19 protein-coding genes and 1 pseudogene are annotated in these 16,623 nt (G+C 68.9%); 8 read left to right on the forward strand and 12 right to left on the reverse strand.

Going from position 1 to position 16,623, the window contains the following annotated elements; all coding sequences use genetic code 11:
• Window positions 1–227: 227 nt before the first annotated feature.
• Complete coding sequence (locus ACGFY5_RS43960; RefSeq protein WP_392731025.1) at window positions 228–860, forward strand: TetR/AcrR family transcriptional regulator; 633 nt, start codon at window positions 228–230, stop codon at window positions 858–860.
• Between the two features lie 167 nt (window positions 861–1,027).
• Here ACGFY5_RS43960 and ACGFY5_RS43965 read toward each other — a convergent pair whose 3' ends face one another.
• Both ACGFY5_RS43965 and ACGFY5_RS43970 read right to left on the reverse strand, forming a co-directional pair.
• Window positions 1,028–1,399 (reverse strand): helix-turn-helix domain-containing protein, encoded by a 372-nt coding sequence (locus ACGFY5_RS43965; RefSeq protein ID WP_392730929.1) that lies wholly within the window; start codon window positions 1,397–1,399, stop codon window positions 1,028–1,030.
• A 441-nt stretch (window positions 1,400–1,840) separates the two neighbouring features.
• A complete protein-coding gene (locus ACGFY5_RS43970; RefSeq protein ID WP_392730930.1) occupies window positions 1,841–2,305 on the reverse strand; it encodes a pyridoxamine 5'-phosphate oxidase family protein in 465 nt (154 codons plus the stop codon).
• Window positions 2,306–2,520: 215 nt separating this feature from the next.
• On the opposite strand from ACGFY5_RS43970, the gene ACGFY5_RS43975 reads away from it, so the two are divergent.
• Entirely contained in the window at window positions 2,521–2,910 is a 390-nt protein-coding gene (locus tag ACGFY5_RS43975) for a hypothetical protein (protein ID WP_392730932.1), read from the forward strand.
• Window positions 2,910–3,452 carry a CPBP family intramembrane glutamic endopeptidase gene (locus ACGFY5_RS43980; RefSeq protein ID WP_392731026.1) on the forward strand — a complete coding sequence of 181 codons (543 nt, stop codon included), beginning with the start codon at window positions 2,910–2,912 and terminating at the stop codon, window positions 3,450–3,452. The genes ACGFY5_RS43975 and ACGFY5_RS43980 overlap by 1 nt, the downstream gene beginning before the upstream one ends.
• Before the next feature lie 357 nt (window positions 3,453–3,809).
• On the opposite strand, the pseudogene ACGFY5_RS43985 reads toward ACGFY5_RS43980, so the two are convergent.
• The 6 genes and pseudogenes from ACGFY5_RS43985 to ACGFY5_RS44010 all read right to left on the reverse strand — a co-directional run bounded on the left by ACGFY5_RS43985 (window position 3,810) and on the right by ACGFY5_RS44010 (window position 8,911).
• Window positions 3,810–4,472 (reverse strand): annotated as a pseudogene (locus tag ACGFY5_RS43985) (response regulator).
• Between the two features lie 199 nt (window positions 4,473–4,671).
• Window positions 4,672–4,983: a helix-turn-helix domain-containing protein gene (locus ACGFY5_RS43990; RefSeq protein ID WP_392730933.1), complete on the reverse strand. Its 312-nt coding sequence runs from the start codon at window positions 4,981–4,983 to the stop codon at window positions 4,672–4,674.
• Entirely contained in the window at window positions 4,980–5,954 is a 975-nt protein-coding gene (locus tag ACGFY5_RS43995; protein WP_392730934.1) for an Acg family FMN-binding oxidoreductase, read from the reverse strand. Before ACGFY5_RS43995 ends, ACGFY5_RS43990 begins: the two co-directional genes overlap by 4 nt.
• A 106-nt stretch (window positions 5,955–6,060) precedes the next feature.
• Entirely contained in the window at window positions 6,061–7,029 is a 969-nt protein-coding gene (locus tag ACGFY5_RS44000) for an Acg family FMN-binding oxidoreductase (RefSeq protein ID WP_392730936.1), read from the reverse strand.
• Window positions 7,026–8,042, reverse strand: coding sequence for an Acg family FMN-binding oxidoreductase (locus ACGFY5_RS44005; protein ID WP_392730938.1), 1,017 nt, complete (start codon window positions 8,040–8,042; stop codon window positions 7,026–7,028). The genes ACGFY5_RS44000 and ACGFY5_RS44005 overlap by 4 nt, the downstream gene beginning before the upstream one ends.
• Window positions 8,043–8,359: 317 nt before the next feature.
• Complete coding sequence (locus tag ACGFY5_RS44010) at window positions 8,360–8,911, reverse strand: AAA family ATPase (RefSeq protein ID WP_392730939.1); 552 nt, start codon at window positions 8,909–8,911, stop codon at window positions 8,360–8,362.
• A gap of 191 nt (window positions 8,912–9,102) precedes the next feature.
• Between ACGFY5_RS44010 and ACGFY5_RS44015 the strand changes: the two genes are divergently transcribed.
• Entirely contained in the window at window positions 9,103–9,528 is a 426-nt protein-coding gene (locus tag ACGFY5_RS44015) for a hypothetical protein (RefSeq protein ID WP_392730941.1), read from the forward strand.
• A gap of 385 nt (window positions 9,529–9,913) precedes the next feature.
• On the opposite strand, the gene ACGFY5_RS44020 is transcribed toward ACGFY5_RS44015, so the two are convergent.
• Together ACGFY5_RS44020 and ACGFY5_RS44025 are read right to left on the reverse strand one after the other, a co-directional pair.
• Window positions 9,914–10,582 carry a CBS domain-containing protein gene (locus tag ACGFY5_RS44020; RefSeq protein WP_392730942.1) on the reverse strand — a complete coding sequence of 223 codons (669 nt, stop codon included), beginning with the start codon at window positions 10,580–10,582 and terminating at the stop codon, window positions 9,914–9,916.
• 227 nt (window positions 10,583–10,809) lie between these two features.
• Entirely contained in the window at window positions 10,810–11,343 is a 534-nt protein-coding gene (locus ACGFY5_RS44025; RefSeq protein ID WP_392730943.1) for a sigma 54 modulation/S30EA ribosomal C-terminal domain-containing protein, read from the reverse strand.
• Window positions 11,344–11,802: 459 nt separating this feature from the next.
• Here ACGFY5_RS44025 and ACGFY5_RS44030 point away from each other — a divergent pair, with 459 nt between their 5' ends.
• Both ACGFY5_RS44030 and ACGFY5_RS44035 read left to right on the forward strand, forming a co-directional pair.
• Window positions 11,803–12,504 carry a CBS domain-containing protein gene (locus tag ACGFY5_RS44030; RefSeq protein ID WP_392730944.1) on the forward strand — a complete coding sequence of 234 codons (702 nt, stop codon included), beginning with the start codon at window positions 11,803–11,805 and terminating at the stop codon, window positions 12,502–12,504.
• A gap of 293 nt (window positions 12,505–12,797) precedes the next feature.
• Window positions 12,798–13,400: a hypothetical protein gene (locus ACGFY5_RS44035; protein ID WP_392730946.1), complete on the forward strand. Its 603-nt coding sequence runs from the start codon at window positions 12,798–12,800 to the stop codon at window positions 13,398–13,400.
• 85 nt (window positions 13,401–13,485) lie between these two features.
• Here ACGFY5_RS44035 and ACGFY5_RS44040 read toward each other — a convergent pair whose 3' ends face one another.
• On the reverse strand, window positions 13,486–14,127 hold the full coding sequence (locus ACGFY5_RS44040) for a CBS domain-containing protein (RefSeq protein WP_392730948.1): 642 nt from the start codon (window positions 14,125–14,127) through the stop codon (window positions 13,486–13,488).
• 201 nt (window positions 14,128–14,328) lie between these two features.
• On the opposite strand from ACGFY5_RS44040, the gene ACGFY5_RS44045 reads away from it, so the two are divergent.
• Window positions 14,329–14,781 carry a hypothetical protein gene (locus ACGFY5_RS44045; protein WP_392730949.1) on the forward strand — a complete coding sequence of 151 codons (453 nt, stop codon included), beginning with the start codon at window positions 14,329–14,331 and terminating at the stop codon, window positions 14,779–14,781.
• On the forward strand, window positions 14,778–16,049 hold the full coding sequence (locus ACGFY5_RS44050) for a GAF domain-containing protein (RefSeq protein WP_392730951.1): 1,272 nt from the start codon (window positions 14,778–14,780) through the stop codon (window positions 16,047–16,049). Before ACGFY5_RS44045 ends, ACGFY5_RS44050 begins: the two co-directional genes overlap by 4 nt.
• A gap of 13 nt (window positions 16,050–16,062) precedes the next feature.
• Here the strand turns inward: ACGFY5_RS44050 and ACGFY5_RS44055 are convergent, their stop codons facing one another.
• Window positions 16,063–16,548, reverse strand: coding sequence for a pyridoxamine 5'-phosphate oxidase family protein (locus ACGFY5_RS44055; protein ID WP_392730953.1), 486 nt, complete (start codon window positions 16,546–16,548; stop codon window positions 16,063–16,065).
• Window positions 16,549–16,623 lie beyond the last annotated feature (75 nt).

A 16,623-nucleotide genomic window follows, 5' to 3' on the forward strand; every position in this document is an offset into this window, starting at 1 on the left:
CTCCCTCACTCGCTGGGGTGATCTCGCTGCTCCGGCGACCACGCCCTAACCGCGTTTCGGCTGTCGGCTCGCGCTGGAAAATCGTTCCATTGACATCTATGTCAAAATTGACAGGTTTGTCAATGAGCTAGGTCGCGTCGACGCGTGCCGGGCGGTCGCCAGCCCTGGGATACTTGGGCCGCTACAACGACGATGTCGCCCAAGTCGCTGAACTGGAGTGCGTGGAGATGGTGATCGACAGCCCGCAGGCACCCACCGCCGAACGGAGCCGTCGGAGCGTCGAAACGCGGGCGAAGCTGGTCAGTGCGGCGCGAGCGGTCTTCGAGGCGAGGGGTGTGGCGGAGGCGCGCGTCGCGCAGATCTCCGAGCTCGCGGGGCTCTCGTACGGGTCCTTCTATCACTACTTCGACTCGAAGGACGCTGTGTTCCGCGAGGTCGCGGCGTCCGTCGCGGAGGCGCTGACGGCGGGCATGGCCACGATCCAGGACCGGGAATCGGCCAGTACGCCTCGAGCGCGGCTCAGCGCGGGGATCCGGGTGCACTTCGAGGCGTTCCGCCGGGAAGCGCGGATGCTCAGCGTCATCGACCAGGCGGCTCGCGCCGATCCGGAGATCCGGCGTTTCTGGGCGGAGCTGCTCGAACCTTCCGGCCGTGACGTCGTTGAGGGGATCGCGCAGCTGCAGCGCCACGGTCTGGTGGACGCCGACCTCGACGTGGAGATCGCCGCCGCGGCACTGGGTGCGATGACGTGGCGATTCGCCGAGCAGTGGTTCGTCTACGGGGAACCGGATCTGGATTTCGACACCGGGGTGCAGCAGTTCACCCGGCTGTACTTCAACGCCCTGCGACTCAGCGGATAGGGCCTGGGGCGGATACCCGTACCAGGAGCCGCGGACCCACCGCGGCCGCGTCGCCCAGACGCTGGGCCGTCAGCGTGGCGCCGAGATCGAAGTAGCCCCGCAGGCTGCTGATCTCGTCGGCACCTAGGCCTGGACACCGCGACGAGCACTTACGCGGACTGGCTCACTCACAGCGCTGCGCGCCGGAACTCGCCGGGGGTGCACCCGCACTGTTTGCGGAACGCGTCGGAGAAGCCTGACGCGGTCGTGTAGCCGAGAGCTGCCGCGACCTTGTAGACCTTCTCGTCTTTCGACAGCAGGCCCATCGCCTTCTCCATGCATAACCGTGCGGCGTAGTGGCCGAGCGAACAGCCCCGGCTGACGCGGAATCCACGCGTGAGGTGCCGACTCGAAAGACCGCAAAGCTGGGCAAGTTCGTTCAGCGATGGAGGACTCCCGTAACCATCGGCCAGGCGGTCGTCGATGATTCGCAGCTTCTTCAGCGCCACTGCCGCAGGCATTCTGGCCGCCCTCACCGCGACCGGCACCGAGGTGGTCATCCACCGGCCCTCCCGCATCGTCTCCCGCGTCCTGACCCGGCGATCAGGAGGCCGCGCGTAGGCACCTCCGGCGCAGCTGGGGAAAGCCTCTCGACCGTTCACGGGCCGACCCATCCCGACACGTGCTGGACACTCCAACTTCGGCGCTCCCTACAGTCCGAGAAACCGGTGCACGACTGCCGCGAGCGCCGCAAATAGGATAGATGTGACACCAGCCGCAGTTCTCCCGGGGATCGTCGTGCGGGGGAACCGCATGTTCATGCGCCGCGCCGTCCGCTTCCTGGCTGCCGGGGCCAGCATCCACCAGTTCCTCCCACTCATGGCGGCCGGCGCGGGCGCGGCGTTGGCCAATCAACCCACCGGGTGCTCGCAGCCCGGCGGCGACGTTCTCGGCGATCCGCGTGGTGTTACCGAAACCAGATTCGACGACGAGAACGCTCATCAATCGTCCCCCCGTGCAACCGGGTCGACGGTGATCGCTCGGCCGCTGATTTCATCCGGACGAATCATCACCCACCGGCCCGATCGGGCAGCCGAGGGCACCAGCGGCAGGGACTCTTCCCGGCCTAGCCGTTCGAGCAGTTCGTCGTCGGTGACGAGACCCGCCACGCCTTTGACCACCACGCTCCACGCGGCGACACCCGTCGACGGCAATCCGGTGCCGTCGACCTCGAAGGTGATCGGTGCGCAGTCCATGGCCGCGCCCAGCTTCGATCCGTGCCCGGTCTTGAACGCCACCCCTGGATCGGCGACCACGTAGTTGACCGGCAAAATTTCTATCGCGCCCGCGCGGATGAAGCCGACCCGGCCCAGCTGGGCGCAACGCAGATACCGGCGGCATTCCGGGAGGTCGAGTACAACTGACCCGGTGTGGTCACGCGGATAACGGGATGATGCTGCGGACATCGGACATCTCTCCTTCGCAACCCGCGAGCCTGCGTAGCCGGAACACATTCAGTCTGTGAGCTACGCGCGTTACCGACCAGGGCCCTTGGTCACTGCCGGAGGCGTCAGCTCTCTGCGCCACCGCTATCGGTGATCGCCGCTGCCGCTGAGTCCGCACTTCGATGCAACGAGATGGTCACCCCGCCGCTTCTTACCCGTCGGTAGGATCGCGGGCGATGACCGGAACCGGTTCCTCGCGCCCGGCGGTATCCGTCCGAGTCTGGCTATTCTTTGTCTTCGTCTTCGCGCTCTCCCCGCCCTTCTGGGTGCTCGGCGCGATCGGTGACGAGATCCCCGAGAAGGTACCGCTGCACCTGCCGGCCAGCGCGCTCATGTTCGTCTGTCCCGCCCTCGCCGCTGCGCTTCTTCTTCGCGGAAGCCACCAACGGGGCGCTACCGGCCAGCTGGCGCGGCGCACGGTCACCGCGGCCGGCATCGACCACAAACGGTGGTACCTGCCCGCGTTGCTGCTCATGCCGGGGGTGATGCTGCTCTCGTATGGGGTCATGCTCCTCGACGGCACACATGAACCCCGCGGGGCGTCGACCTGCTACTCCTTCCGGTGATGGTCGCCGCCTTCTTCGTCGCTGCCGCCTGTGAAGAGGAGGGATGGACCGGCTACGCGACGGATGCCCTGCAGGAGCGTTATTCGGCGGTTGCCACGGGGCTTGTCATCGGATCGGTGTGGGCGGCCTGGCACATCATCCCGTACGTCCAGGCGGGTCACTCTGTGCTGTGGATCGCTTGGCAGTGTGTCGCCCCCGTCGCGCTGCGCGTCCTGATCGTGTGGCTGCACAACAACACCGGACGCAGCGTCTTCATCGCCTGCGTCTTCCACACGATGATCAACGTCTCCACTGCCCTGTTCCCGACGAAAGGCTCGCGCTACGACCCGGCCGCTCCTCGTGCTGACCGCGATCGTCGTGACGTGGCTATGGGGTCGCCCGACGCTGGCCCGGTATCGCTACGCGACCTGAGTCGGCGCCGGCTCGACGAGCTCCAGCGGCACTCCACTGGTTTAGGATCCGGAGCCGCTCAAGGACGGAGTTCGATGACCACCTCGTCCGAGTCGGCCGAACTACGCGACGGGCGGCTGACGCGCCCGTAGGCAGGGCGCTCGTGCCCACCGACGACAACGCCCAAATCGGCGCCGCCCTCGAGATTGCGCCACCAGGCACGCCGTCGATTACTCCGGATGAGGAGAGTGTCGCCCTCCGGTCGATAGCTGACCGGTACTTCAATCATCCGTCCGGACTTGCGGCCCCGAAGGATCAGCAATGCCATGGGCCCGCCCAGGCCTTGGAACCGCGAGCGCAGCAGTCTCGCCACCACCGGATCGACGGCTCGATTGAGAACGTGGTCCACTGCGGTGGTCATCGACGCCTCCTCATGTTGTGAGGTTTCAGCATCTGCGGCGTCAACGTCGATGAGCAGGGTCGAACGTCCCTGTCGGGCAGTTCGCGGTCTACGTGCCGGACTGTTCTCCTGACACCGGCGGACCCAGCAGCTTGGTGGCGAGGATCGCGGCCTGGGTGCGGCGTTCCAGGCCGAGCTTGCTGAGTAGGTGGGACACGTAGTTCTTGACGGTCTTCTCAGCCAAGAACATTTCCTCGCCGATCTGGCGGTTGGTCATCCCCTGCGCGATCAACTCAAGGATCCGGCGTTCCTGACCGGTCAACTGCGCCAGCTCCGGTGGCGAATGATCGCTGCCTTCCCGGATGCGGGTGAGAACCTGCTGGGTGACTGCTGGGTCGAGCAGGCTCTGCCCGGCCGCGACCCGGCGGATCCCGTCGACCAGGTCGGTGCCGCGGATCTGTTTGAGCACGTAGCCGGCCGCACCGGCCATGATCGCGCTGAACAGGGCTCGTCGTCCTGGTACGACGTCAGGATCAGCGCTCTGATCGACGGGTCAGCGGATCGGATGTCCCGGCAGACGTCGTATACCGTTGCCGTCGGGCAGACAGGCGTCGAGCACGGCAACGTCCGGACGCAGGGCCGGGATCCGCCGCGCCGCCTCGGGCGCCGAGCCGGACTCCCCAATGACCTCGATGTCGCCGCTGGACTCCAGAAGCGCGATGAGGCCGCGACGCACGACCTCGTGATCGTCGAGGAGGTACACCCTGATCATCGATCGCTCTCCCGGGCAAGGCACTCGAATTTCGGGCATGGTCAGCGCTGTTCCGACCGCAACGAAAAGCTACCGTCTCACTCGCTGGTGCACCCCATGGGCCGCGGGAGCTCGATCCCGGCATCCCGCCCGGCAGCACGGATCGCAGCGACGGAGGGTTGCCCTGGGTTGCGTTGTTCCCGTTCGTTCCGCGCCTCGTTCAGTTCTGGTGGCGCTCGTGCACCGCGCGGTTGCGAACCGCCGCGCGTTCCTGCCAGACCTCGTCAGCGAGGATCATGACGCGACTGAGCTGCGGCTCGTCGGTCGCGCCGACTCTGAGCCAGGCAGACGTGTCATGAGGCGTTAGCAGGCTGTGCCCGGTCTCGGCTCGGCTGACTCTCGACGACGACCAGCCGAGCTGCTGAGCCATCCGGCGACAAGTCGGACCGGAGGCGCGGCGCAGCGCCTGAAGTTCCTCGGAAAGGCGTCGGTGCGCAGGGATGATGCCCTCCTCACCGGACGTCGGACTCACTTTTCAGTAATCATTTCGGCCACCGCCCGGCGTGGTGTCTCAGGCGCCGCTTCGCCGGCCACGGGAACTCCGACGCGGAGGGCCACTTGAGCGTGCCCGAGGTTGTCCAGCAGCCGGTGCAGCAGCATCCGGGACGCGGGTACCTCGATCACATCGGTCATCGGCGAGGCAGCCAGTCCAGACGCGGTCGTCTCCAGCAGCGCGAGGCTCATCGCCTGGCCGGTGGCCAACCAATCGGAAGGCTCGTCGTCGGTGGTCCAGAGAACGAGGTAACGGGCACCGCCGTCGTGGCCCGGCCCGGGCAGCAGTCCCTCCGCACCGTCGGGGAAGAATGTGCGCAGCGGAATCTTCCGGGGCGTGGCCGGCACAGCAGTCGCCGGCGGCACTCCGTCGCCGCTTCCCGTCGGACGATGCGTCCACTCGAGCAGCTCTGCCTGGCGGGCTGGATCCCCTTCGTCCAGTTCGCCGGCGCGGGCGGCCGTCACCTGGAACCGCACCATCGAATCGCGGGCCAGCTCGGCGACGTAAACACCGTAGGTTTCCGACGAGGTACGTAGCTGGTCGACGAATGCTTCGGACACCGGTGTGTCGGCGAAGGGACGGCGGTCGGTGTGGCGGCGCGCAATCGCCTCCCGCAACCGTGCGCCGGCAGGAGCCGCGGCGCCGGCAAGGGTGATACGGGCGACGAGGTCTGGGTCCTCAGCGTCCGGCAGAGTGTCGACGAGGGCCTGATGTCCCTCTGCCGCCAGGGCAACGCGAACGTGATGTAGCGCGACGCCGCAGCTGATCATGAGCATCCGACCGTCCGGATCGGTGGCCGCGAGCTGCCGGGAGCGGTCAGCGCGCAGCTCCAGCGTGTTATCGCGTATCTGCCAGCGCCAGGGCTGGGTGTTGAAAATCGACGGCGCCAGCCGCGCGGCCGCGACGGCGCTGCGCAGGGTTTCCTCGGTCGTGGACGTGCGGTCGGACATCGTGCCGGTCCCCTCGGCTCGGTACTGTTACACCCCACGAGGATCCGGCTTCGCTCTGGCCGTGAGCAGAGTCGGAAGTCCCGAAATGACCCAGCATGCGAACCGCTTACCGTGCGCGGCCGGGCAACATGACCTCTTCGACCGGTCGTCGGGCGGTAGGGGCGTGCGCCACGCCGTAGCCGACGCGAAGCACCATCTGGGGCACACCGCCACCACAGAACGCGCTGAGCCGGGCCCTCGCGGCGCTGGACTCGATGGGCTGGGAATACAGCGACGAGGTCAAGCCCGCGGCGGTCGCCCGCAACAGGAGGTGCTGCAGCGCCTGCCCAGCGCGGAGATCGTCGTAGCGGCTGCCCGCCACGCTGCTCAGCACGGCCAGACAGGGGTCGCTCTCATACCGCCGGTCCTGACTGTCGACCGGAGCGCCGAAGTTCCGGCGTCGCAGCCGCTCGTCCGGATGCGGGCGACCCGTCAGCTGGTCCCAGCGGACCCCGTCCCTCCCGCCTGAGCGGTCCCGTAGCCACTGGCCGCGCTCATCGGCGTATCCCGGACGACGCTCGAGCTCGTCGTCGGCGCGCTGAACCAGCTCGGACACCTCACCGACCCCGCGCGGGTCGAGCACCGTCAGCCGGCAGGACTCGGCGGTGGCCGCCTCGACCAGCAGCGCCAGCACCGGTGCCGGCACCGGGTTGTCGAGGTACGGCCGGCGGTTCGTGTGGCGCCGCGCAACCGCGGCCGCCAGCTCCCGTTCCACCGGGGTAGCCGGGCGAGCCGCCGCCGGACGGACCCGAACGACGAGGTCATCAGCATCGGAGTCAGGAAACGGCTGCGTAACTGCTGTGCAGCCGAGCAGGGCGTACCCGAGGCGCACGTTGTACGCCGCAGCCCCCAGCGCGAGGCGCATCCCCCATCCGGAGGGGTCGGTGACCGGCAGCGTCCGGGTCGGGTCGGCGTAAATCTCGACGCAGTCACCGTCCCGACCGAACAACCAGGGTTGGGTGTTGTGCAGGGAGGGTGCCCGGATCGCCAATCCGACGAGCACCGCAAACTGGTCGGTGTCCAGCAGTGCGCTCACGAGGTTCTCCCCACGATGTCGATGTCCTCGTCGTGCGAGTGCCGGGCGGTCGCCGGGATCGCGCTGTCCGCTGCGGCCACACCGACGCGCAGCACCACGTAGGGGTGTCCCTGCCACGACAGCATCCTGCGCAGCGTCAGCCGGGTGCCGGCCACCTCCACCAGGTCGGTCATCGGGGAGACAGCCAGCCCGAGCTCGGCGGCGACCAGCCACACTGCGGACAATGCCCTTCCGGCGCGCAGCCACGCGCGCCGCCCGTCCTGGTCGCCCCACAGGATCAGGTAGCGGGCTCCGCTGTCATCGCCCGGGCCCGGACTGAGCGCGCCCCGGGCGTCCTCGGAGAGTGGCCGCAGCGGCACCGGGCGGGCTGCATACGGCACCGTGACGTCGCCCGGCACGCCGTCGGTGGCGCCCAGTAGCCGGTGCGACCACCGGGCCAGTTCCGCTTGCGCGGCTGGATCGGCCTGCTCGGTGCGGGCCGCGGTGAGCGCTGCCGAAGCCAGGAGTGGCACTTGGTCGGTGCGAACGACGTGAACGTAGACACCGTGAGTGAGCGCCGCCTCGGTGAGACCGACGAGTGCCGCCAACGGGACCGGGTCGGCGGCGAAAGGCCGCCGATCGGTGTGGCGCCGGAGCGTGGATTGAAAATGGCGAATATCTTCCGGCCGGATCGGTTGGGGACCGATCGGGAAGATCATCGCGAGCAGCTCCGGATCGTCCGGTTCGGGGAGCAGTTCGACCCGCGCCGAATAGCCCTGAGCGCGCAAGCTGATCAGGGCATGGTCGAGCGCCGCCCCGCAACTGGTGACCAACATCCGGCTCTGCGGATCCAGCGCAGCGAGGTGCCGCTCCGCAGCGGCCCGCAATTCCATCGATCGTTCGTGGACTATCCAGCGCCACGGCTGAGTGTTGAGGATCGACGGCGCGCGCAGGGCCGCGGCGGCGGCCTGATCGAGGACGGCGCTCACCGGCCGGTCCTGCGGAGGTCCGGACGAGTCCGATGCGTCGGTCATGGCTTCTCCTTCGCGGCATGTCGTCGGGTCCCGGCCGGGCGCCGCCACAGCACCCAGGCACTAGCCTGGGCGCCGAAAGCTCCCGGAAGTCAGGGTCGGCGGACCGACAGCTGGTGACTTTGGTCCTGATCTGCGCAGGGCCCGGACGGGACGCGATGCCCGATCCACCAAGTGATCACGGCGACGAGCGCCATGACATGGCACCCGTGACATGACACCCGTGACATGGCACCCTTACTGGCGACCGCAGCGACCACACTGTGGGCGCCGGCCGTCGCCGACGTCAGCGGCATTCAGCCGGTCCACCGCGGCCGCCTTCACTCAACCGCCGGCACGGCCGGTTCGGCAGAGCCCAAGGTCCCCGTCCGTTCACCGGCCGGGCGCGGCCCGCGCTGTTCAATTCGGTGCAGCGCCGCGGCGACCGCTTCGGCGACTGACCGCGAGGTGTCGACCGTGGACGCCTCCGGCCAGCACGCGAACTGCTGTGCCAGCAGGGCGGCGATTTGCGGCGTGGCCTCCGACGGATCGTCGGTCCGCTGGGCGAGGCGCTCAGCCGCGACCTCGGCCGGCGCGGCGCAGTGCAGCTCGACGAGCGTCGCGCCCGCCCGCGAAGCGATCACGCGGGCGGCGTCACGCTGACCGGCGTCCGCCCAGCTCGTGTCCAGCACCACGGACTCGCCGTGGCGCAGCGCGTCGACGGCACGGCCGCGCAGGGCGTCGTAGACCGCGGCCACCCGGCCGGGTGAATAGCGCCCGGTCCGCCACGGCACCGGACCGCCCGAGCCCGGCCCCGCGCCGGGAAGCTCCTGCCGTACCCGGTCCGAGCGCAGCAGCACAGCACCGAGCGCGTCGGCCAGGCCACCGGCCACCGGCCACCGGCCACCGGCGATTTACCGACGCCGGGCAGCCCACCGACTAGTACCAGCCGGGGCTCACCCGCACGCAGATGCGTCAGACCGATACCGAGTAGCCGGCGGACCTCCCCGGCGCTAGGGGCGTCGCCCTGCTCCCATCGCAGTGCCGCAACTTTGGCCCGCATGACCGCGCGATAGGCCACGTAATGCTCCTCGAGGGAGGTGATCCGCGGTCCACCGACGAACTCAGCGAACCAGTTCAGGAACCGGGCGGCGTCCGCCGGGGCACCGAGGCGTTCCAGATCCATCGCCAGGCAGGCGGCGTCGTCGATTCCATCGAGCGCCCGCAGATCGTCGTCGAACTCCAGGCAGTCCAAAGCTCGGGGGCCGTCGTTCAGGCAGAAGATGTCGTCGGCGAGCAGGTCGCCGTGGCCGTCGCGCACCCGGCCGGCCGCGATCCGGGCGGCGAAGAGGTCACCTCGGCCATCGACGTAGTGCAGTGCCCGCTCGGCGATCTCGTCCAGCACCGTCGCGTCAGCGATCCGGTCGCGGAAGCGCGCCAAGCCGGCGAGGTTGTCCATCCAGCGCTGCCGGAGGGCAGCGGCCGAACCAGCCAGGTCGATGATCGGTGACCGCCGCGCGGTGGCGTGGTGGGCGGCGGGCATCCGGGCCAGCGCGCGCAGCGGGTCGCCGATGTCGTCTCCGGCCGCCAGCAGTGCGGACAGACGCCGGTCGGCGGGCATCCGGCGCATGATCACCAGCCAGTCGCACGGCTGTCCGTCCGGACCGCGTACTTCCGCGACACCGAGATAGACGTCGGGCGCGAACCGCCGGTTGAGTTCCACCTCGCGGTGGCAGGCATGCCGGCGGGACTCCGGGCTGCGGAAGTCCATGAAGCCGAGGTCGAGTGGCTTCTTGCGCTTAGAGGCGCGGTCGCCGGTGAAGAAGACCGTGCCGCAGTGCGTCTCGGCGACGGCTGCTTGGCCCACGTGGTCTGTCATGGCGCTGATCCGCTCCTCACAGGTAGACGAACTGGGTGTCGTCGTCGTCGAAGGTCAGCTCGTCGATGACCCGGATGACACCGTCGATCCGGCGGACCAGAGCGGCCACCAGTACCGCCTCGCTCCGCCGCGCGAGACGGCCTCGCAGCGTGACCACTCCGTCGGTGACCTGCACCTCGACTGCTTCAGGGGTCAGAAGCAGGACGCGCTCGACGACGTCGCTGAGCACCTCCACGTAGATCGCCGCGTCCGGGCGGGTGAGCACCTTGATGACATCGCCGCGGCTGAGGACGCCGACCAGGTCACCGATGCTGTCGACGACCGGTAGCCGCCTGATTGCGTGCCGTTCCAACCGGGCCGCGGCTTCGACGATCGAAGCGTCCGGCCCGATGGTGATCGCGGGCGCGGTCATGAGCTCTCCGGCCGTCGCGGCCCGGGCCTTGGCCCGGTCGACGTGATGCCGGCGCAGCAGACGCGGCCAGTCGTCCTGCTCGTCCTGGTAGGTGATCTTGTGGAGCAGGTCGGTCAGGGTGACGACTCCGACGACTTCGCCGATCTGGTTCAGAACGGGCAATCCCGTCATGCCATTGGCGTCCAGGACCTTCGCTACGGTCTTCGCCGGTGCCGTCACATCCACCGTGTGAACCTTGGTGGTCATGATGTCGCTGACCGTCCGGTGCCTCATCGTGGGCTCCGTTCTCGCCGCGGCCCGGAGACCGCTGCGTCTCCCGCAGGTGGTCCGCCGCACCGATTCCGCTGCGGTGGGCCCTCGATGCAATGGTCGATCGCGGGTGATCGCGCGGGCAGAGTCCGAGGTCCCAGCCCACGGAGCCTTGAGTCCTGAGCTCGCACAACGACGCTGTCCCGGCGCCGTCGCACGGCACCGGGACAGCGTTTTCGACGCGCCTGCGCTCAGTCGAGTGCGATCAGACCGTAGTCACCGTCGGCATGCGTGTGCAGTACGGCACCGCAACCGGTCGCCCGGTCGACGAAGAACACGAACCGCTGGTTGCTGCACGCCAGTCGTTGCGCGGCGCTGCCACGGTCAGCTCGGGCGCCGGGTCGATCGCAACCGAGACCGCATACGCGGACGGCGTGACCAGGCCGGCCGGCCTGCACGCGCGCCAGCCGGTAGCCGTTGTCACCGATCCGGTAAACGACCGAGTCCTGCTCCGCTTCCACGTCGTGGAACAGGTGGAACTCGCGGCCCAGCGCGTCGAGGTCGAACACCGCCTCATCCACACTGCAGCACATCGGGGCGTACGTGCCGCGGTGATGAATCGCCCGGTCCTCGGCGGCACGCCCGCCGACCATGTGCCACTGACCGGCGGCGCGGTGGGCGTGGTGGGCGTGGTGCCGATCGAGCCGCTCGATCCCCGCGCGCAACTTGTGGAACAGCTCGTCCAGGCCTTTCCTCGCCGAACGCGCGAGAGTGTGAACCCGCACGAGTCGCCCATCGCTGTTCACCGTCGCGGAGGTCGCCACGGGCCTGGCCACCGCAGGACCGGGATGACGGACGATGTGCACCGATGCCCGCAGGATCCGATCCTTGCGGTATTTCACTGCGGCCCTGAGCTTCTGCCGGGCGTAGGTCGCCACATCGGGGCGCGAACTGCCCGACGAGCTGCACCCCCACCTCGAGGTCGGCCACCTCGAGGTCGGCCACCTCGATGTCGGCCACCTCGAGGTCGGCGACGTCACGGGTGGGCGCCTCAGCGGAAAGAGTCATCGTTGGCCTCCTTGTGCGCTCAAGCGTCGCGAGGACCCGGCCGGCGGGCCAGAGGCGAACGTCCCAGGCGTTCGTCGCCGGACTGCGGCGATCACTCGGGACCATGTGCCCTATTCGCTCTCTGCTCGCGCGCGGACGATCGGAGCCAGCACAGCAGAGAGCGGAAGGAGCACCCGATGACCCACCGCACGGTCAAAGAGGTCATGACCGCCAACGTTCACAGCGTCCACGTCGGTTCCTCGGTCAAGAGCATCGCCGAGCGACTCGACGGCACAGGCATCACCGCGGTGCCGGTTCTCGACGACGAGACCAACGTCGTCGGGGTCGTGTCCGAGACTGATTTGCTGCACAAGATCACGTATCAGGACGACACCGACGAATGGCCGCGCTTCCTGCGGCGGCACCGGACCGACCGCGCCAAAGCCGAGGGCCTCCTCGCGGGGGATCTGATGACCAGTCCTGCGGTCACCATCGGGCCGGACAACTCGGTAGTCGAGGCCGCACAGCGGATGGAGAAGTACAAGGTCAAGCGGATGCCGGTCGTCAACGACACCGGCGAACTCGTCGGCATCGTCAGCCGCGGCGACCTCATCCGGCTGTTCGTCCGCTCCGACGCGGCCATCCAGGAAGAGGTGGCTCATGAGGTGGTCGGGCGTGTGCTGCTGTCGCCGCCCGGCGTCACCGTCGTCGTCGCCGACGGCATCGTTACGCTCGCGGGACCGGTCCAGCGGCGCAGCGCCGCCGAGATCGCGCTCGAACTCTCGCGGCGCGTCGACGGCGTTGTCGACGTGGTGAATGCCCTCGCATATGCCGAAGACGACACCTCCTACCGGGCGATGCGCGCGCAGATCGGTTACCCGTCCGGCCCGTTCCTCTGACCGGGGCGCGCACGCACCGCCAGTTCCGTCCGGAGCAGTCTGCTGCGGCGAGGCGACGTCGATCACCCATGCGCGGCGGTGACGTCGTCGGTATCGATGACTCCGACGGCCTATCCCAGAACTGATCCGGTGGTCGGCGGGCGCACGACGCTGCTCTGCGCCGGATGACCCGACCGGCTCCCACCGCGTAGAAGTCACTGAGCACTAAGGACTTCCGGCCCTACTCCCCCGCGACGTTGACGCCCACGCTGAAAGTGCAGCGAGCGAATCCCCCATCGAATGAGGTGATGCAGATGGCCACGGCCCAGGGCCCGGAGCCGACTCGTCAGGCACCGCGCTCCGAGAGCTCCGTAGGGCTCGATGACAGGTCCCCGGGCGCCCCGGAGCGGATCGGCGAGCAGCCTTCGCTAACGGCGCATGCCGCCAGGATCGCACTGGGGGCAACGCGCATCGTCGTCGGCTGGACCTTCCTCTGGGCCTTCGTCGACAAGGTGTTCGGCCTGGGCTACGCCACTCCGGCCGGTAAGGGCTGGATCGACGGCGGGTCCCCGACCAAAGGCTTCCTCAGCGGAGCCGAGGGTCCCTTCTCCGGCATCTACCACGACCTGGCCGGTACCGCATTCGCCAACTGGGCCTTCATGCTCGGCCTGCTCGGCATCGGCGCGGCGATGTTACTCGGCATCGGCATGCGCATCGCCGGCATCAGCGGCGCGCTGCTGTACGTGTTGATGTGGGCGGCCGCGCTCCCGCTGGAAACAAACCCGATCACCGACGACCACATTCTCGGCGCGCTCATCGTCGTCGTGCTGGCCCTGCTGGGCGCCGGCAACTACTACGGCCTGGGTTCCTGGTGGCGATGCACCCCCCTGGTCCAGAAGCTCCCTTGGCTCGCCTGAACAACCGACGTCCAGTCCAGCGGGCCCGGCCGTGACGGCCGGGCCCGCTGGTCGTGCGTCCAGTGCCAGTGGAAGCGAAATCCGGTCACGCGTAGACGTAGTGTGTGTCGTCGTCGCGGTAGGTCAGCTCATCGATCACCCGCACGACGCCGTCCACCCGCTGGGTCAGCGCGGCGGCGAGGACGGCCTCGCTGCGACGCAGCAGCCGGCCGCGAAGGGTCACGACCCCCTCGGCGACATCCACGGAAACCTGTTCCGGCGGCAGCATCAGCGCGCTCCCCACGATGTCACCCACGACCTCGTCGCGGATCTGCCGGTCCGGCCGGGTGAAGACCGTGACCAGGTCCGCGCGGCTCACGATGCCCACCAGCTCCCCCGCCGCGTCCACCACCGGCAACCGCTTGACGCCCCGGCGCTCGAGCTGCGCCGCGGCCTGCACGACAGACGCCTCCGGCGCGATGGTGTCCGCCGGCGCCGACATCAGGTCCGCTGCCCGGACGCCATGCGCTGTGTCGCGGTCGACACGGTGACGGCGCAGCAGCCGCGGCCCCTCGTCGTCGCCGTCGTGATGGATGAGCTGATGCAGCAGATCCGTGGCTGTTACCACGCCGACAACACGGCCGGCGGCGTCCGTGACCGGTACACCGCTGACCCGGTGGCGGTCCAGCGTCTCGGCGACCGCCTTCGCGGTCGCGTCGAGTTCCACGGTGACGACCCGAGTGGTCATGACATCCCGCACTGTTCGGTGCTGCATCGTCTACGCTCCGTTCCGCCGCGTCTTGCGCACATCGATCGCCGATGGTCGGCGCCGTGTCCGATCGTCGTGAGCGTTCTCAGCGCGCGACAGAGGCCGAAGTCCCGAAGGTCGCGTCGGCGTGCATGTCTACACTGATCGCGGCGCGCCGATCCCAGCCCGGAGGAGCCCGCGGTGAGCACCGAGGACCCGTCAGAGGCAGTCGTCGACGGACACGATCGACCGGCTCCCTCCCTGGATCGGCTGCGTCTGGACGCCCTGCTGCGCGAGCTGATCGTCCGGGCCGAGGACCTGCTCGACACCCAGTCCCGGCTGCACCGGCTGCTCGACGCCGTGGTGTCGATCGCCAGTGACCTGAGCCTGCCCGACACGCTGCGCCGCATCGCCGAGCTCTCCGCGGAGCTGGCCGACGCGCGATACGCAGCGCTCGGCGTGATCGGCACCGACCAGACCCTCAGCGCGTTCATCACCGTCGGGGTCGACACCGAAACTAGGCTCGCGACCGGTGACTCACCGCACGGGAAGGGCATCTTGGGTCTGCTGATCAACAACCCGAAGCCGATCCGGTGCACGACTTGGCGCAGCATCCGGGCTCCTACGGATTCCCGCCCAACCACCCGCCGATGACCTCATTCCTCGGTGTTCCGATCCGCGTCCGCGGCACAGTATTCGGAAATCTGTATCTCACCGAGAAACGTGGCGGAGGTGACTTCAGCGAAGAAGACGAAGACGTCGTCGTCGCGCTGGCCGCTGCGGCCGCGATCGCGATCGAGAACGCCCGCCTGTTCGAAGACACCCGTCGCCGCGAGCAGTGGCTCGCCGCATCCATCGAGGTGACCGCCGCGCTGCTGCGCGGCGCAGACGTCACCGAAGCCGCCGAACTGATCGCGGCGAAGGCGACCCAGATTGCCCACGCCGACGCCGCACTGCTGCTGCTTCGCGACGACACCTCTGGCGACTTCGTCGTACGCGGCGGCGCACCGGAGCTGGTACACCGGCGCTACCGGCTGCGCGAGCCCATTGCCGCGGCCTTGGACGACACCCATGTGCCGTACGTACTGGACGCGGGCCCTGACCCGTTCAGCCCGATCGATCAGCCCCGCCCGGTCGACGGTCCCGGCGTTCTGGTCCCCCTTCTGGCCAGCGGTCGCATGCTCGGCCTGATCGTCGTGACCCGTGCTGCCGGCGGCAAGCCGTTCGACGACGCCGGCATTCGGATGGTCCACTCGTTCGCCGGGCAGGCCGCGCTCGCCGTCGAGTTCGGCCGGGCCACTGCCGACCGGCAGCGGCTGGCCGTCTTCGAGGACCGTGACCGGATCGCCCGCGATCTGCACGACTTGATCATCCAGCGGCTCTTCGCCGTCGGGCTTGGGTTGCAGGGCGTCACCGCGATGGTCGGGCGCCCCGACGTCGCGGATAAAATCACCGCATTCGTCGACGACCTGGACGAGACGATCCGCGACGTCCGCAAGACGATCTTCTCGCTGCAGGAGCCGGTCGACCGGCCCAGCGGCCTGCGTGGCGAGGTGCTGCGCATCGTCACCGATGCCGCAGCCACGCTCGGCTTCGAGCCCCGGCTGCGCCTCGACGGCCCTCTCGACTCAGCCGTGCCCGACGGCATCCGCCCCGACCTGCTTGCGGTGCTCGGCGAGGCGCTGACCAACGTCGCGCGGCACGCCCGGGCAAGCAGCGCGGAAGTGACCGTCGCGGTGGAGCCCGACTCCCGGCGGGTCACGCTCGTGATCACCGACGACGGCATCGGCCCCAACCCTGATGATGTTCCTGGCCACGGCGCGGTGAACATGGCCGCGCGAGCCCGGCGACTGCGCGGCACGTGCGCGCTCGACGCGGCGGCGGGTGGCGGCGCGCGTCTGGTCTGGACCGCGCCGTTCTAGCGACCCTGTCTAGTCAGACAAGGCGGCGGCCGGTGATCCGTTCGGCAGGGATGCAGACGAAGTGATCGCGGCCGTCGCCGACCCAGGTCTCCAGCGGCAAATCTGCGACCCGTTGCCGCTCGGCGGCATCCGTGATCTCGGTCGCCCTCCCGACCACGGTGACGCTCCAGCCTGTCCGGGTCGCCGCGTCGATGCGGTCGGCGTGGAAGGCCAGCACCGCTCCCTCTGCGGCGTGTGCGAGCACGGAGCCGATCGCGACCCGAATCATCACCGCGTCCCCGTCGAGGCGGAAGTTGACCGGAAGCACCTCAGGCAGAGCGTGATGCGTGAACACGACCTGTCCCACCGGGACGCTGCCCAGCAGCGTCAGGCACTCCTCGCGGCTGAGCGCCACGAGTCTGCGCGACGGAGGGTCTGCAAGCGAATGCGCCATCTGCCTAGTATCGCGGCTCACAAGGAACCGGTCAGAGTCGGAAGTCCCCGTTTCGGTGGTCGTCAAGTCTCGACTGAACCTCACCCTGCCTCGGCGTATCGGGTCTTGCCGCGATGGTCAGCGCCGCACCGGGCGGCCACG

Source organism: Cryptosporangium sp. NPDC048952 (genome assembly GCF_043197895.1).
Taxonomy (GTDB): domain Bacteria; phylum Actinomycetota; class Actinomycetes; order Mycobacteriales; family Cryptosporangiaceae; genus Cryptosporangium.

What these genes read in the sequence shown, in the direction of transcription:
- ACGFY5_RS44050 (WP_392730951.1), top strand. Translation starts at nt 14,778, where the DNA reads ATGACCTCATTCCTCGGTGTTCCGATCCGCGTCCGCGGCACAGTATTC.
- ACGFY5_RS43965 (WP_392730929.1), bottom strand. Translation starts at nt 1,399, where the DNA reads ATGACCACCTCGGTGCCGGTCGCGGTGAGGGCGGCCAGAATGCCTGCG.
- ACGFY5_RS43970 (WP_392730930.1), bottom strand. Translation starts at nt 2,305, where the DNA reads ATGTCCGCAGCATCATCCCGTTATCCGCGTGACCACACCGGGTCAGTT.
- ACGFY5_RS44020 (WP_392730942.1), bottom strand. Translation starts at nt 10,582, where the DNA reads ATGAGGCACCGGACGGTCAGCGACATCATGACCACCAAGGTTCACACG.
- ACGFY5_RS44015 (WP_392730941.1), top strand. Translation starts at nt 9,103, where the DNA reads ATGCTCCTCGAGGGAGGTGATCCGCGGTCCACCGACGAACTCAGCGAA.
- ACGFY5_RS43995 (WP_392730934.1), bottom strand. Translation starts at nt 5,954, where the DNA reads ATGTCCGACCGCACGTCCACGACCGAGGAAACCCTGCGCAGCGCCGTC.
- ACGFY5_RS44030 (WP_392730944.1), top strand. Translation starts at nt 11,803, where the DNA reads ATGACCCACCGCACGGTCAAAGAGGTCATGACCGCCAACGTTCACAGC.
- ACGFY5_RS44035 (WP_392730946.1), top strand. Translation starts at nt 12,798, where the DNA reads ATGGCCACGGCCCAGGGCCCGGAGCCGACTCGTCAGGCACCGCGCTCC.
- ACGFY5_RS43980 (WP_392731026.1), top strand. Translation starts at nt 2,910, where the DNA reads ATGGTCGCCGCCTTCTTCGTCGCTGCCGCCTGTGAAGAGGAGGGATGG.
- ACGFY5_RS43960 (WP_392731025.1), top strand. Translation starts at nt 228, where the DNA reads ATGGTGATCGACAGCCCGCAGGCACCCACCGCCGAACGGAGCCGTCGG.
- ACGFY5_RS44005 (WP_392730938.1), bottom strand. Translation starts at nt 8,042, where the DNA reads ATGACCGACGCATCGGACTCGTCCGGACCTCCGCAGGACCGGCCGGTG.
- ACGFY5_RS43975 (WP_392730932.1), top strand. Translation starts at nt 2,521, where the DNA reads ATGACCGGAACCGGTTCCTCGCGCCCGGCGGTATCCGTCCGAGTCTGG.
- ACGFY5_RS44040 (WP_392730948.1), bottom strand. Translation starts at nt 14,127, where the DNA reads ATGACCACTCGGGTCGTCACCGTGGAACTCGACGCGACCGCGAAGGCG.